This window comes from Pseudomonas sp. PSPC2-3 (assembly GCF_049898265.1).
In the GTDB taxonomy this organism is placed as follows: domain Bacteria; phylum Pseudomonadota; class Gammaproteobacteria; order Pseudomonadales; family Pseudomonadaceae; genus Aquipseudomonas; species Aquipseudomonas veronii.
In genome coordinates this window covers 249,341-264,277 of the sequence record NZ_JAFCXJ010000012.1, presented here as the reverse complement: position 1 = coordinate 264,277, position 14,937 = coordinate 249,341, and the positions used below count along the sequence as shown (strand labels likewise).

Here is a 14,937-nt window from a genome sequence, read left to right as displayed (position 1 = left end):
GACTGTCACACCGCCATCGGGGGCAAGCCCCCTCCCACACTGAGCCTGCGTCTGCCACACAATGGATGAACACCACAGATCCTATGTGGGAGGGGCTTGCCCCCGATGGCGGTGGACCAGTCACCTATGCATCGACTGAAAGACAGCGATGGCAAGCTCGCCCCCTCCCACACTGAGCCTGCGTCTGCCACACAATGGATGAACACCACAGATCCTATGTGGGAGGGGGCTTGCCCCCGATGGCGGCGGACCAGTCACCTATGCATCGACTGAAAGACAGCGATGGCAAGCTCGCTCCCGATAGCGCTGGAACAGTTACAAATAAGCTGACTGTCACACCGCTATCGGGAGCAAGCTCCCTCCCACACTGAGCATGCGTCTGCCACACAATGGATGAACACNNNNACAGCGATGGCAAGCTCGCTCCCGATAGCGCTGGAACAGTTACAAATAAGCTGACTGTCACACCGCTATCGGGAGCAAGCTCCCTCCCACACTGAGCATGCGTCTGCCACACAATGGATGAACACCACAGATTCCTATGTGGGAGGGGGCTTGCCCCCGATGGCGGTGGACCAGTCACCTATGCATCGACTGAAAGTCGGCGATGGCAAGCTCGCTCCCGATAGCGCTGGAACAGTTACAAATAAGCTGACTGTCACACCGCTATCGGGAGCAAGCTCCCTCCCACACTGAGCATGCGTCTGCCACACAATGGATGAACACCACAGATCCTATGTGGGAGGGGGCTTGCCCCCGATGGCGGTGGACCAGTCACCTATGCATCGACTGAAAGCCGGCGATGGCAAGCTTGCTCCCGATAGCGCTGGAACAGTTACAAATAAGCTGACGGTCACACCGCTATCGGGAGCAAGCTCCCTCCCACATTTGATCTCTGTCGCCTGATAGACTCCGCCAATCTCCTTCTGTCGCGAGCCACCCCCATGCTCCACGTGTTATTCAGCGTTTACCTGAAGATGCTGGTGCTCTACAGCCCGTTCTTCGTGTTGTCCTGTTTTATCAGCCTGACCCGCGGCTATTCGAGCAAGGAACGGCGACGCCTGGCCTGGAAAGTGGCGTTGGCGACGCTGGTGTCGAGCGTCTTGCTCTACCTGTTCGGCCGGGTGATTTTCAGCGTGTTCGGCATCACCGTGGACGCTTTCCGCATCGGCGCCGGCAGTGTGCTGTTCATCTCGGCCCTGGGCATGGCGCAGGGCAAGTCGGCGGTGCAGACCGATAACGTGCAGCAGGACGTGACCATCGTTCCGCTGACCATTCCGCTCACCGTCGGCCCCGGCACCATCGGGGCGCTGCTGGTGATGGGCGTCAGCCAGCCCCATTGGGACGACAAAATCGCCGCCATCCTCAGCATCGCCCTGGCCAGCTTCACGGTGGGCGTGGTGCTGTATTTGTCCAACCGTATCGAACGGATTCTCGGTGACCAGGGCTTGCAGATTGTCAGTCGCTTGATGGGCTTGTTCGTGTGCGCCTTGGCCGCACAAATCATCTTTACCGGGGTGCGCGGCTACCTGGTGCCTTAGATCCGGTATTTGGCGATCGCCAGTTGCACCTTGTCGCCCGCACTCTCACGCATCAACTGGATGGTTTTTTCGTTGACCACCGAGGTATTCAGCACCAGGCAGGTTTGCCCGCTGAAGGCCTCGAACGAGGAACTGTCCCACTCAAGAAAAGGCAGCCCCACGTGCTTGCTGACGCCATGGGAGCTGTAGGTCACCAGCACCATCATGACTTCGCCGTCGGTTTCGGCGCAGGACGCCAAGCCAAAATCGCCCCCCTGATGCACGCTGCTGTTGCGCTTGAACAGCTCGAATGACGCCGGCATCTGTTTCAATGTTTCCAGCGCATCGGCGGCCAGTTTCGGCAGCGCCGTCAGCAGAGGCCCGGCCAGTGAGGTCGAGGCCAGCAGGGTGGCGATGATATTCAGCGCCGCCAGTTGCACCGTCAGCCCCTTGCCGGCGCTTGAGACCCGCTCGAACCGGCTGCGCACCGGCAGCCAGCCCAGGCTGATCATCACCTTGATAAATTCGTCGTACCAGCCCTCCGTGCCGCGACTGATCTTCAAGACATCGCTGACGTAGCTGCTGGCCAACAGATAGCTTTTGCGGATGTATTCGCGGTTCAGGCCGCTCAGGCCGTCGGCGAACGAGATCACGCCATTGTTGACCACCGCCGCGTTGCAGCCGTCCTCGGTATCCAGCGGTAAAGCCGCGTGCGTCCCCGGCGCGCCGGGCAGCTTATAGGCGGCAATCAATTTGCGCCGCTTGGTGCTGTTGATCCTTCTGTGATGTCGCTCCATTTTCAGTTCTCCACAAGCACCCCACATGGGGCGTGTGTCCACACTAGTCCAGGCGCCGACGGGCTTTCCACACGACAAACATCCCTTGCCGGCAGCGCTCGCAAAGCGCAGCCCAGCATTCGTTGGGCGCCCCACGGGCAGTTCCGGATTTCATCGATAAAAAAAGAAAAAGCCCCGAATCACGGCAGGTGTTCACCCAGCGTCATTCGGAGCTTTCCGGCGCTCGCGCGGCGCTTTTCAGGAGGCCGGTTTTTCGCCATACCAGCGCGGCGTGTACACCCACTCACCGCCGCCGGCGCGCGGGAACGCGCAGGTGGTGGACGAGCCGATCAGCACCATGGTCCGCATGTCCACCTGTTCCGGGGTCAGTTGCCCCAGCGTGGTCACGCGCAGGGTCTGGCCCGGCCGCCCGATATCGCGGCCCAGCACCACCGGCGTTGCGGCGTTGCGGTGTTGCGCGACAATCTCCAGGGCACGCCCCAGTTGCCACGGCCGCGCACGCGAGATCGGGTTGTAGAACGCCAGGGCCAGGTCGGCCTGGGACGCGAGGTCCAGGCGCTGCTCGATGATCGACCAGGGCTTGAGGTTGTCCGACAGCGACATCACGCAGAAGTCGTGCCCCAACGGCGCGCCGGCCTGGGCCGCGGTGGCCAGGGACGCGGAAACACCCGGCAGGATTTCCAGCTCGACCTGGTGCCAGGCCGGGTCGTCGGACTCGTGCAGCGCCTCGATCACCGCCGCCGCCATGGCGAACACACCAGGGTCGCCGGACGACACCACTACCACCGAACGGCCTTGGGCGGCCAGCGCGAAAGCGTGGCGGGCGCGCTGCATTTCTTCACGGTTGTCGGTGCAGTGCTGCACCTGATCGTCGCGGAACGGCCCGGCCATGCGGACGTAGGTTTCGTACCCCAGCACATCGGTACAGCGCGCCAGTTCGGCCTTCACCGCCGGCACCATCAGGTCGGCGGCGCCAGGGCCAAGGCCGATCACCGCAAGGCGGCCACGCGGGCGACCGACCTGAGACACGTCCAAGGGCTGCTCGGCGACCGAAACAACGACGTCCGCCGCTTGCTCCACCTCGGCGAAACGCAGCGGCACGCCTAACTCCAACGCCGCTTCGTGCAACGACGGTTCGGCCATCTGGGTATCGCTGGCCAACAGGCAGGCCAGCGACTGCAGGGCAATCCCCGAGGCATGCAACGCGCCACGCACACGCTGCGCCAATTGCGCGCCGGGCTTGCAGGTGACGCACACGCTCTGTGGATAAATCAGCAACTCGTTGGCCGCCGGTACGCGCTCGGCGCTGCCTACGTGGATCGCCAGGCGCGCCTGTCGGTCCTGCGCCAGGTTGGCCTGGTCAAGCCACGGCGCCGCGCCTTCGATACGCACGCTTTCGCCGGCAAGCAGGTCGCTGACGAAGCGCTTGCCCAGCTCCAGGTCCGCCAGTTGATAACCGGCCGGAGGGTTGAGCAGGCACGTGCCGAAACGCAGCTCGCCACTGGTGGTGATCGCGGCGGCCACGCCCAACGCCGCGGCAATCTCCCGCGCCATGTCATTCACCCCGCCCAGGCCACCGAGCAACGGCACCACCGCGCTGCCGTCTTCGGCCACGGCCAGTACGGCGGGTTCTTCACCTTTTTCCAGCAGCAGCGGCGCCAGGGTGCGGATCACGATACCGGCGGCGCACAGCGCGATCAGCGGCGTGCCTTGCTGATAGAGCTGGCGCAGGGTTGCGCCGAATTCGCGGTAGCTCTGGTCCGCGCCGTCGACCCGGCCCAGCAGGCCGTGGATCACCGCACCCGGATACACCTGCGCAATCCTGCGCGCCGTGGCCAGGCTGCCCTGCCCGAGGATGACGATCGCCGGGCGCATCAACCTTGCCACCGTTCACCGGGCACGATGATCAGCGAGAAATACGGTGAGGACATCGGCTCGACTTGATCCAGCGGGACGATTTTCTGGTTGGCCATGGTCGCGCGCTCCACATACAGCGCACGCTCGGCCAGGCCGAGTTCTTCGAGCACCTGGCGCACCTTGGGGAAGTTGCGCCCCAGCTTCATGATCACCGCCGCATCGGCATCCGCCAGGCGACGCTTGAGGTCTTCATGGGGCAGCACCCCCGACAGCACCGACAGGCTCTGGTTGCGATACACCAGCGGCGCGCCGAGCACCGAGGCGCCACCGAGCATCGAACACACGCCGGGGATGACCTGCGCTTCGTAGCGCTCGGCCAGGCGGTCATGCAGGTACATGTAGGAGCCGTAGAAGAACGGGTCGCCTTCACAGATCACCGCCACATCGCGGCCGGCGTCCAGGTGCGCGGCGACGTCCTGGCTGGCGCTGTCGTAGAAATCGCTGATCACCTGTTCATAGGACAGCGGCGCCGGCAACGCTTCGGTGGTCACCGGGTACACCAGCGGCATCAGGGTTTGCTGCGCCACGAGGTGGTCTTCGATGATGCCGAAGGCGTTACCCTTTTTGCCCTTGGCCACGAAGTACGCCACCACCGGCGATTCGCGCAGCAGGCGCAGGGCCTTGAGGGTGATCAGTTCCGGGTCGCCGGGGCCGACGCCCAGGCCGATCAAACGTCCGCGTGCCGGCATTATTCGACCTCCGTGGCCAGGGCATTGACCGCCGCGGCCGCCATCGCACTGCCGCCCAGGCGGCCCTGCATGATCACGAACGGCACGCCACGGCTGTCGGCGGCCAGCATCGCCTTGGATTCGGCGGCGCCGACGAAGCCCACCGGGAAGCCAAGGATCAACGCCGGTTTCGGCGCGCCGGCGTCGAGCATTTCCAGCAGGTAGAACAAGGCGGTCGGCGCATTGCCGATCACCACCACACTGCCGGCCAGGTGCGGGCGCCACAGTTCCAGGGCGGCGGCGGAGCGGGTGTTGCCCAGCTTCTGCGCCAACGCCGGCACGCGTTCGTCGCGCAGGGTACAGATCACTTCGTTGTTGGCCGGCAGCCGCGCACGGGTCACGCCTTCGGACACCATCCGCGCATCGCACAGAATCGGCGCACCCGCGGCCAGCGCCTCGCGCCCGGCCTTGCCTGCGCCTGCGGAGAACTGCAGGCCGTCGATCGCCTCGACCATGCCGCAGGCATGAATCACGCGCACCGCGAGTTTTTCCAGGTCGGCCGGGATGCGCTCCAACCTGGCTTCCGCGCGAATAATGGCGAAGGAGTTGCGATAGATCTCCTGACCGTCGCGGATGTAATCAATCATCGGTGTTGCTCCGTGGGTGAGCGCGCAGCAGGGCGCCCGCCGCTTCAATAGAAAGAGTGCGCGCGTGCAGCCGGCCGAAACCGGGCTGGGCTGCTTCGCGAAAATAGACGTCGTAATGGCCGGGGCTGACCGCCAGCAAGGTCACCGGCGCGATGTGCGCGGCGGCGCAGGAACGCGCGCAGCCAGACAGATGTACCGCGTGGCCGGGGCGCAGCGCGGCCAGTTGCATCGCGTCGGCCTTGGTATCGGCCAGGCCTTTGCCGCAGCCGCTGGAGCCGGTGCAGGCGATCAACTGCGCCAGCGGCCGGTCGGCCGAGCAGAGGAAGCCCAGCTGTTCCAGGCGCGCGGTGATCGCGGCGGCATCCTGGCATTTGGCGTTGGGCAGCAGCAGGCCTTGCCAGGGGGTAAAGCGCAGCGTGCCGTCGCCATACTCATCGGCGAGTTGCGCTGCGCCCTTGAGCATGGAGGCGTCGAGTCGACCCAGCGGCGTCACGGCGGTCACGTAGACCCGACCGTGCTGACGCTGTGGATAACTTCCCAGGTGCAGCCACGCCCCGCTGGCCGGGCGCTTGAAGCCATCGACCGGCAATAACGGCAGGTCCAGCCCGACCAGGAAGTTATCCACAGGCAGATGACGCATGCGTGTTTGCGCCGGCGTGGCCAGGTCCAGAAACCGTTCCAACACCGCCACCACCAAGGCATGCCCCTGCTCCAAGCGCACGGCCGCCAACGGCGCATCCAACCCCGGGCAGCCGGCCAGGCCGAACGCGAGCAGTGTTTCGCCGCCTTGCTCAAAGGCCGACAGCCACAGGTCATGGTGATGTTCGAGCATCGCCAGGGCTTCACCGCCATCCAGTTGCACCGCGAACTTGGCCGACAGCTCGTGGAAGCGCGTGTGGTTTTGCAGGGTGGCGAGGATCTGGTCGGCCAGCGGGCGCGTATCGAACAGCATCTGCGGGTCGATACCGGCGCTGGGGCTGAGCATCAGGTTGCGCACGTCGTCACCGGCGGCGGTGCTGGGGCCGAGGCCTGCGGCAAGGAGCATCGCGATCAAAGCCTGCTGCTCGGCACCGATCCCGCGGATCTGCAGGTTGGCGCGGTTGGTCGCCTCGATCACCCCGCCCGCATAGGCCTGGGCCGCGTCCGCCACGGCATGGGCTTGTGCGGCGCTGATCGCGCCGCCGGCCAGTTTGATCCGGCAGATGCCGCCGTCCAACGCCTGGACGATACGCAGCAACCCCGGGCAAGCCGAGGGGCGCAAGGTGTTCAGAGCAGGGATTGGGTTCACGGGGCTACCGGTTCGCGGGTCAAGGCGCGGTATTATGCCTGCTTTGTCCGACGGCATGAAAAGCCTGCCCGTCGGATGTCGTTCAAGGAATTCATATGTCGCCCTGGCTGACGGTAATAGGCATCGGTGAAGACGGCTTCAAAGGGCTCGGCAGAAACGCCCGGCACGCCGTATTGCGTGCCGCGCGGATCATCGGTGGCCAGCGCCAATTGGACCTGTTGCCGGTGTGCGTGCGCGGCGAACGCCAGTTGTGGCCGAGCCCGTTTTCCCTGGCGCCGCTATTGGCGCGACGCGGTGAACCGGTGTGCGTGCTGGCCAGCGGCGACCCGATGTTCTACGGCGTCGGCGCCAGCCTGGCGCGGCAGGTGCCGGCTGAAGAGATGCTGATTTTGCCGGCGCCCTCCTCTGTGTCGCTGGCGGCGGCGCGTCTGGGCTGGGCGTTGCAGGACGTGATGACGTTATCGGTGGTGGCCCGGCCCTTGGCGGCGTTGAATGCACATCTGGCCAGCGGCGTGCGCTTGCTGGTGTTGAGCAACGATGGACAGAGCCCTGCCGCGATTGCCGCGCTGTTGGCTGAATCCGGCTTTGGGCCGAGCCGCCTCAGCGTCTTTGAACACCTGGGCGGCGCGGCTGAGCGGCGTGTCGATGGCGTGGCCCACGCTTGGCTGCACGCCGCGGTCGCCGATCTGAACCTGGTCGCCATCGACTGCCTGGCCGACGCCGATGCCCCACGCCTGTCGCGCCTCGCCGGCCTGCCGGATGTGGCATTCAAACACGACGGCCAACTGACCAAGCGCGACGTGCGCGCCATGACCCTGGCCCGCCTGGCGCCACTGCCCGGCGAATTGCTCTGGGACGTGGGCGCGGGCAGCGGCTCCATCGGCATCGAGTGGATGCGCGCCCACCCGAGCTGCCGCGCCTTGGCGATTGAAGCCGATGCCGGCCGCCAAGGCCTGATCGAACATAACCGCGACGCCCTCGGCGTGCCCGGCCTGCAACTGGTGCGCGGCACCGCACCCGCGGCCCTCGGCGGCCTGGAAACGCCCGACGCGATCTTCATCGGCGGCGGCGTCACCCGCGACGGCGTGCTCGAGACCTGCTGGCAGCACCTGCGCCCCGGTGGCCGCCTGGTCGCCAACGCCGTGACCCTGCAAAGCGAAATGACCCTGATGGCCTGGCGCGCCCGACACGGCGGCGAACTGACCCGCCTCCACGTGGCCCAGGCCCAGCCGCTCGGTGAATTCGACACCTGGCGCCAGGCGCTGCCGATCACCCTGCTGGACGTGATCAAGCCCCTATGAAACCGATCCTGCTACTGGGCGGCGTCACCGAAGCCCTCGCCATCGCCCGCACCCTCGGCCCGCAACATATCTACAGTCTGGCCGGTGTGGGCCGCGTGCCGACCGACCTCACCTGCCAGGTGCGTGTCGGTGGCTACGGCGGGGTTGAAGGGTTGGCGCAGTTCGTGCGCGACGAACACATCGGCCTGATCCTCGACGCCACCCACCCGTATGCGGCACAGATCAGCCACAACGCCGCCCAGGCAGCACGGTTGTGCGGTGTGCCGTGTTGGGCCCTGCGCCGCCCGGCATGGCGACCGCAAGCGGGGGATGACTGGCGCGAAGTCGCTGACTGGGCCGAGCTGATCGAGGCCCTGAAACCCTTCAAGCGCCCGCTGTTCACCTTGGGCCGCGAGCCGTTGCAGCATCTTGATGAGATCCCGCAGGAGCAGTTCTGGACACTGCGCGCGTTGGAGGTGTATCCGGGCAATGAACGCTGCGAAGTCATCGGCGCGCGTGGGCCGTTTCTGATCGAAAACGAGCGTGCGTTGTTCGAACGACAAAAGATCGATGTACTGATCAGCAAGAACAGTGGCAGCACCGCCACCGAACCGAAGCTGGAAGTGGCGCGCGAGCGAGGGGTGCCGGTGTTGGTGTTGAGGCGGCCGGTGTTGGCTACGGCGGATCGAGAATTTACAGCCGTGGCTGCGGTGCTACAGGCAATATCGTCTCGCTAAACGACACCTCGCCAATGTGGGAACTTGCTCCCGTTCAACGGCGTAGCAGTCGCATGATCGCTGAGTTTGCATCGATGTCCGCAGACTAGCGATCACGTTTGCGACCAGCAACCTCAAACAAGGTGTCGCACGTTTCTGTTTGTACGAAGACCTAGCCAAAACACCCACTGTTTGGTTTACCCAGCAGAAAGACGATTCACCTTACGACCAACTCCGAACCAGCCGGCTAGTTCAGCCAAAAGCTCCCGCCCTAACCTCCCCTCTCGCGGTTTTGCACCCGCTTCCGCGATGGGGATGCACTGCAGTTGCAGCGCGTCGCAACTTGCCATCCTGTATCCCAAGAAATACGATTTGCGATGATTGAGTTCGAAGAATCCGTTGAGTTTGTCAAATGGCTCGAAGCAATGCGCGATCCGCTCGCAAAAGTACGCATTGTGACAAGGCTGCGCATGGCGCAAGCAGGAAACTTCGGCGACTGTGAGGCTGTAGGAGAGGGCGTTTGCGAAATGCGAATCCACCAAGGCCCCGGGTATCGGGTTTACTTCACTCTCCGAGACAAGGTGGTTTATCTGCTGCTGATGGGCGGCGACAAATCAACACAAAGCCGAGACATCCAGCGTGCAATACACATGGCAAAAAATCTTGGCCGCAAGGAGTGACTTATGAGCGAATCCTTTACCCGTTTCGATGCCGCAAAATACCTTAAGACTCCTTTTGAGATGGCCGCCTATCTGGATGCTTGCTTTGAAGAAGATGCTGGCGACGGTCTGTTGATTCGCACAGCGTTGAACGATATCGCTCGCGCCCAAGGCATGACCCAAGTCGCTCGCGACGCCGGCCTAGGACGAGAAAGTTTGTACAAAGCCCTCTCCAGCACTGGCAATCCCGAGTTCGCGACTATCATGAAGGTCATGAGAGCACTGGGGCTCAAACTTCACGCCACCGCGCTCTGACACACTGCGACACCAAACCACACCGCCACTTTTTACTTATCCCCCCCGATCAGGCTAAATACCCGCCTGATCGTTTAACCCTACGGATTGTCCGCCATGGCCCGTCAACGCTTTGCAATCGTCTGGATCGCCTGCTTTGCAGTGCTGTTCAACGCCTTTGCCATGCCGCTGGCCGGGGCGATGCAGCAGTCCAAGGACCCCGCGCAGCAACTGTTGTGGGGCAGTTTCTGTTCGTCCAATGGCGCCAGCCTGAAAACCGTTGCCCTGGGCAAGTTGGACATTCCGGCACCGGCGCAGGACGATCATTCCGCCATGCAGCATTGCTGGTGTTGCTCGGGCTCGGCGCCGTTGGTGGCGTTGCCGGGGCATGTGCCGCAGTTGTATGTCACGCGGTTCGAGGCGGCGCAGAGCCTGCCGCCACCGTCATTGCAGTCCCCGACGCCGCGCCAGCAATGGCCGAGCCTTAACCCGCGCGCCTCTCCAACGGTCTGATGGTCTTCGCAAGTGAACTGCGTTTAGAACCGTTCTGGAGAACTGCCATGCTCAAATCTTCCCTGCTTCTGGCCGCATTGCTGCTGCCGGTGTTCAGTGCTGCCAATGCCGACGACTTCAAGGCCGGCGACCTGCTGGTCAGCGATCCCTGGTCCCAGGAATTGCCCCCCAACGCGCCGACCGTCGCGGCCTACTTTGTGGTTCACAATACCGGCGAAACCCCGGACCGCCTGCTCAGCGCCAAGACGCCGGTGGCGGACAAAGCCGAACTGCATGAGCATGTGATGCAAGGCGCATTGATGAAGATGCAACAAGTGCCCAGCGTTGCCGTGCCGGCCAAGGGTGACTTGACCTTCGCGCCCATGGCCTATCACGTGATGTTGCTGGACCTCAAAGACCGCAGCGTACTGGCCGACGGCAAGCACTTCCCACTGACCCTGACCTTCGAAAAAGCCGGGGACGTCGAGGTGCAAGTGTCCGTGCAGAAAGTCCCGCCGATGGCGCCCCACGAGCATAAACACGGCGAGTAGGCCAACACTTGATGGGCGCCCCTCGCGCCAGGTTGTCCGCGCCGCGCCGCAGGCCCGTGAGCCTTAAGCGCGGCAGTTGGATCAGCCTGTTCGCCATGCTGATGATCTTTATCGGTCCGCTGATTTCCCAAGCGATGCCGATGAATCAGCACGCCGGTATGTCCATGAGCATGAGCATGTCCATGGACATGCCCGAGTGCCACGGCGAACCGCAACACCGTCCGCCTCAAAAACAAGCCCCCGACGAACACCACGTCCTCTGGGAAAAGTGCGGCTATTGCAGCCTGCTCTTCAGTTGCCCGGCACTGCCCGGCAGCGTGTCCTACCTCACCCTCGGCGCCCCATCGCCGGCCAACGCCCTCATCCCCTCACCGCGCCTGGGCCATGCCCGGCAGAGCATTTTCCCCGGCGCGCGCAGCCGTGCCCCACCCATCGCCGCGTAAGCACTTGACACCGTTACTTCACCCCGGCCGACGTTAGACAGACAGCCACAGGCTGCTGGCCGTGTTGTTTACGATTGATAGATGGAATTCTTCATGTCCAGGTTTTCTGCTGACACCCGTTTGGGAAGCACTCCCGTGTTCGCCGTTCTGTGCGGCGCGCTCTTGATGCCACAGGCCCATGCCGATACCGATGAGCACGCCGAGCACGAACTGAGCCCCACCGTGATCACCGCGATCGCCCCCAGCTCGCCGCTGACCGTGGTCACCAACCCGAAAGACCCGCGCCAGCCGGTGCCCGCCAGCGATGGCGGCGACTATCTCAAGACCATCCCCGGCTTCGCCCTGGTGCGCAACGGCGGCACCAACGGCGACCCGGTGCTGCGCGGCATGTTCGGCTCGCGCCTGAACATCCTCACCAACGGCAGCATGATGCTCGGCGCCTGCCCGGGCCGGATGGACGCGCCCACCTCGTACATTTCCCCGGAAACCTACGACACACTCACCGTGATCAAAGGCCCGCAAACCGTGCTCTGGGGCCCGGGCGCGTCGGCCGGCACCATCCTGTTCGAGCGCGAGCCCGAGCATTTCGGCGAACTGGGCACGCGGCTCAACGCCAGCGTGCTGGCCGGCTCCAACGGGCGCTTCGACAAAGTCATCGACGCCGCTGCCGGCGGGCCCCTGGGTTACGTGCGGGTGATCGGCAACCAGGCACACGCCGACGACTACAAGGACGGCAACAACGACACCGTCGCCTCGCGCTACGACAAGTGGAACGGTGACGTCGCGGTCGGTTTCACCCCCGACGCCGACACCCTGCTCGAACTCACCGCCGGCCGCGGCGATGGCGAGGCGCGCTACGCCGGGCGCGGCATGGACGGCTCGCAGTTCCTGCGCGAAAGCCTGGGGCTGCGCTTCGAAAAATCCAATATCGGTGAGGTGCTGGACAAGGTCGAGGCCCAGGTCTACTACAACTACGCCGACCACGTCATGGACAACTACAGCCTGCGCGTCCCGTCGGGCACCGGGATGATGGCAGGCCCCATGGCCTCCAACGTCGACCGCCGCACCCTCGGCGCGCGGATCAAGGCGACCTGGCGCTGGGCCGACCTGCAACTGATCGGCGGTCTGGATGCGCAGACCAACGAACACCGCCAGCGCAGCAGCATGGGCGTCGACACCTACAAGGATTTGCCGCGCAACAAGGACGCCAACTTCCATAACTACGGCGTATTCGGCGAGCTGACCTGGTACGCCGCCGACCGCGACCGCCTGATCACCGGCGCGCGCCTGGATCGCGCCTCGGCCCGGGACTTCCGCCAGACCATCGGCTCAGGCATGTCGGCACGCGCCAACCCGACCGCCGATGACACCCGCGCCGACACCCTGCCCTCGGGCTTCATGCGCTACGAGCACGACCTGGCAGACACCCCGACCACGCTCTACGCCGGGCTGGGCCACGCCGAACGCTTCCCGGACTACTGGGAACTGTTTTCCCCCAACACCGGCGCGGCCGGTTCGGTCAACGCGTTCGATGGCGTGAAACCGGAAAAAACCACCCAGCTCGACTTCGGCGCGCAATACAAGACCGCCGACCTCGAAGCCTGGGCCTCGGGTTACGTCGGGCAGGTACGCGACTTCATCCTGTTCGACTACCGGACCGGAATGATGGGCACCACGTCCCAGGCGCGCAACGTCGACGCACGGATCATGGGCGGCGAACTGGGCGCGGCGTACAAGCTGACCCAAAACTGGAAGGCCGACGCCACCCTCGCCTACGCCTGGGGCAAGAACAGCAGCGACGGCAAGCCCCTGCCGCAAATGCCGCCGCTGGATGCGCGCCTGGGCCTGACCTACAGCGAGGACGACTGGAGCGCCGGCGCCCTGTGGCGAGTGGTCGCCGCGCAAAACCGCATCGATCAGAACAAAGGCAACGTGGTCGGCAAGGACTACGACAAGAGCGGCGGCTTTGGCGTGTTCTCGCTGAATGCGGCGTACCGCATCAATAAAAACTTCAAGGTCAGTACCGGCGTCGACAACCTGTTCGGCAAAGCCTACGCCGAGCATTTGAACCTGGCCGGCAACGCCGGGTTCGGCTACCCGGCCAACGATCCGCAGGCCATCAAGGAGCCGGGGCGCACGCTCTGGACCAAGGTCGACATGAGCTTCTAAAAGCATCGGGGGCCCCCCCCTCCCACAGTTGGAATGCACTTCAAATGTGGGAGGGGGCTTGCCCCCGATGGCGGTGTAACTGACCCCCAAAAAACAAAACCTTGCGGAGCCCCCCCTGATGAGCACACAAAAAATCTCCTTCTACAACCTGGCCTGGCGTTGGCATTTCTACGCCGGGCTGTTTGTCGCGCCCTTCATGGTGCTGCTGGCCCTGACCGGCATCATCTACCTGTTCAAGCCCCAGCTCGACCCGCTGATGTACGGCCACCTGCTCACCGTCCCCGCCGCCGAACGCGCACTGAGCGCCGACGAGCAACTGCAACGCGCCAAGGCCGCCTACCCCCAGGGCACGCTCAGCAAATACTTGCCACCGGCCGACGCCACCAGCAGCGCACAGTTCGTCATGCATGACGGCGGCCGCGAAATGACGGTGTTCGTCGACCCGTATCGCGGCACCGTGCTCGGCACGCAGGACGCGAAAAACAACCTGCAAGCCATCGCACGCGCCCTGCACGGCGAGTTGATGATAGGCACCGTGGGTGACCGCCTGGTCGAGCTCGCTGCCGGTTGGGGCGTGATGCTGGTGATCTCAGGCATGTACTTGTGGTGGCCACGCGGCAAGTCATCGTCCGGGGTGCTGTGGCCGCGCTTCAACACCCGTGGCCGTGTGTTCTGGCGCGACCTGCATGTCGTCACCGGTTTCTGGGGCGCGGCGTTGTTGCTGGTGATGCTGCTCAGCGGCATGGCCTGGACCGGCTTTTGGGGCAAGCAATACGCCGACCTGTGGAACCGCTTCCCGGCGGCGATGTGGAACAACGTGCCGACCTCCGATCAACAGGCGCGCGTGCTCAACACCGCGACGCAACAGACCGTGCCCTGGGCCATGGAAAACACACCGATGCCGGTGTCCGGCGACCATGCCGAACACATGAACCACGGCGCGATGCATGCCGCCCCCGCCGCGCCCACCATCAGCCTGCAACAGGTGGTCGACCTGGCCACCTCGCGCAAGGTCGAGCCCGGCTACAGCATCACCCCGCCCACCACCGCCGAGGGCGTATTCACTGTCTCGGTGTTCGCCAACGACCCGCGCAATGACGCCACCCTGCATGTGGACCAGTACACCGGCAAGGTCCTCGCCGATGTGCGCTGGGAACACTACAACGGCGTGGCGCGGGCGACCGAGACCGGCGTGATGTTGCACGAGGGCAAGATGTTCGGCTGGGTGAATCAACTGATCGTGCTGCTGATCTGCCTGATGATCCTGCTCAGTGCCGTCAGCGGCGTGGTGATCTGGTGGAAACGGCGGCCGGTGGGCGGCCTCGGAGTGCCGCCGTTGCGTCATGACCTGCCGAAGTGGAAAACCGCGATGGTGATCATGCTCGGGCTGGCGATCGCCTTCCCGTTGGTGGGCGCGTCGCTGATCGTCGTGTGGGCGCTCGATCGCCTGCTGCTGTCGCGGCTGTTTGCGCAGCCTTCGCGGGTTTGACGCCCGG

15 protein-coding genes are annotated in these 14,937 nt (G+C 64.4%); 10 read left to right on the top strand and 5 right to left on the bottom strand.

Features of this window, described 5'->3' with window-relative positions:
- Positions 1–944: 944 nt before the first annotated feature.
- Positions 945–1,541, top strand: a complete 597-nt coding sequence (locus ACP7E3_RS26995; RefSeq protein ID WP_017849674.1) for a MarC family protein — start codon at positions 945–947, stop codon at positions 1,539–1,541.
- Here the strand turns inward: ACP7E3_RS26995 and ACP7E3_RS26990 are convergent.
- From ACP7E3_RS26990 to cobG, 5 genes are all read right to left on the bottom strand, one after another.
- On the bottom strand, positions 1,538–2,317 hold the full coding sequence (locus ACP7E3_RS26990) for a hypothetical protein (protein ID WP_046384853.1): 780 nt from the start codon (positions 2,315–2,317) through the stop codon (positions 1,538–1,540). The genes ACP7E3_RS26995 and ACP7E3_RS26990 overlap by 4 nt on opposite strands.
- 237 nt (positions 2,318–2,554) lie before the next feature.
- A complete protein-coding gene (cobJ, locus tag ACP7E3_RS26985; protein ID WP_057006057.1) occupies positions 2,555–4,192 on the bottom strand; it encodes a precorrin-3B C(17)-methyltransferase in 1,638 nt (545 codons plus the stop codon).
- Entirely contained in the window at positions 4,192–4,923 is a 732-nt protein-coding gene (locus tag ACP7E3_RS26980) for a precorrin-2 C(20)-methyltransferase (RefSeq protein WP_017849677.1), read from the bottom strand. The genes cobJ and ACP7E3_RS26980 overlap by 1 nt, the downstream gene beginning before the upstream one ends.
- Positions 4,923–5,549 (bottom strand): precorrin-8X methylmutase, encoded by a 627-nt coding sequence (locus tag ACP7E3_RS26975; protein ID WP_046384855.1) that lies wholly within the window; start codon positions 5,547–5,549, stop codon positions 4,923–4,925. The genes ACP7E3_RS26980 and ACP7E3_RS26975 overlap by 1 nt, the downstream gene beginning before the upstream one ends.
- Positions 5,542–6,894 carry a precorrin-3B synthase gene (gene cobG / locus ACP7E3_RS26970; RefSeq protein WP_426124931.1) on the bottom strand — a complete coding sequence of 451 codons (1,353 nt, stop codon included), beginning with the start codon at positions 6,892–6,894 and terminating at the stop codon, positions 5,542–5,544. Before cobG ends, ACP7E3_RS26975 begins: the two co-directional genes overlap by 8 nt.
- A 38-nt stretch (positions 6,895–6,932) precedes the next feature.
- Here cobG and cbiE point away from each other — a divergent pair, with 38 nt between their 5' ends.
- From cbiE to ACP7E3_RS26925, 9 genes are all read left to right on the top strand, one after another.
- The gene (gene cbiE, locus ACP7E3_RS26965; RefSeq protein WP_126589079.1) at positions 6,933–8,138 is read left to right on the top strand and encodes a precorrin-6y C5,15-methyltransferase (decarboxylating) subunit CbiE; all 1,206 of its coding nucleotides are present in this window, start codon (positions 6,933–6,935) and stop codon (positions 8,136–8,138) included.
- Positions 8,135–8,854 (top strand): cobalt-precorrin-6A reductase, encoded by a 720-nt coding sequence (locus ACP7E3_RS26960; RefSeq protein WP_126589078.1) that lies wholly within the window; start codon positions 8,135–8,137, stop codon positions 8,852–8,854. The genes cbiE and ACP7E3_RS26960 overlap by 4 nt, the downstream gene beginning before the upstream one ends.
- Before the next feature lie 356 nt (positions 8,855–9,210).
- On the top strand, positions 9,211–9,513 hold the full coding sequence (locus ACP7E3_RS26955; protein WP_108526130.1) for a type II toxin-antitoxin system RelE/ParE family toxin: 303 nt from the start codon (positions 9,211–9,213) through the stop codon (positions 9,511–9,513).
- Between the two features lie 3 nt (positions 9,514–9,516).
- On the top strand, positions 9,517–9,807 hold the full coding sequence (locus tag ACP7E3_RS26950) for an addiction module antidote protein (protein ID WP_017849687.1): 291 nt from the start codon (positions 9,517–9,519) through the stop codon (positions 9,805–9,807).
- 96 nt (positions 9,808–9,903) lie between these two features.
- Positions 9,904–10,299: a DUF2946 domain-containing protein gene (locus ACP7E3_RS26945; RefSeq protein WP_046485671.1), complete on the top strand. Its 396-nt coding sequence runs from the start codon at positions 9,904–9,906 to the stop codon at positions 10,297–10,299.
- 47 nt (positions 10,300–10,346) lie between these two features.
- Complete coding sequence (locus ACP7E3_RS26940) at positions 10,347–10,829, top strand: copper chaperone PCu(A)C (RefSeq protein WP_057006060.1); 483 nt, start codon at positions 10,347–10,349, stop codon at positions 10,827–10,829.
- An 11-nt stretch (positions 10,830–10,840) separates the two neighbouring features.
- Positions 10,841–11,272, top strand: a complete 432-nt coding sequence (locus ACP7E3_RS26935) for a DUF2946 domain-containing protein (protein ID WP_057006061.1) — start codon at positions 10,841–10,843, stop codon at positions 11,270–11,272.
- A gap of 93 nt (positions 11,273–11,365) precedes the next feature.
- On the top strand, positions 11,366–13,441 hold the full coding sequence (locus tag ACP7E3_RS26930) for a TonB-dependent copper receptor (RefSeq protein ID WP_026140374.1): 2,076 nt from the start codon (positions 11,366–11,368) through the stop codon (positions 13,439–13,441).
- Positions 13,442–13,559: 118 nt separating this feature from the next.
- On the top strand, positions 13,560–14,930 hold the full coding sequence (locus ACP7E3_RS26925; protein WP_046485667.1) for a PepSY-associated TM helix domain-containing protein: 1,371 nt from the start codon (positions 13,560–13,562) through the stop codon (positions 14,928–14,930).
- The last annotated feature ends 7 nt before the right edge of the window (positions 14,931–14,937 follow it).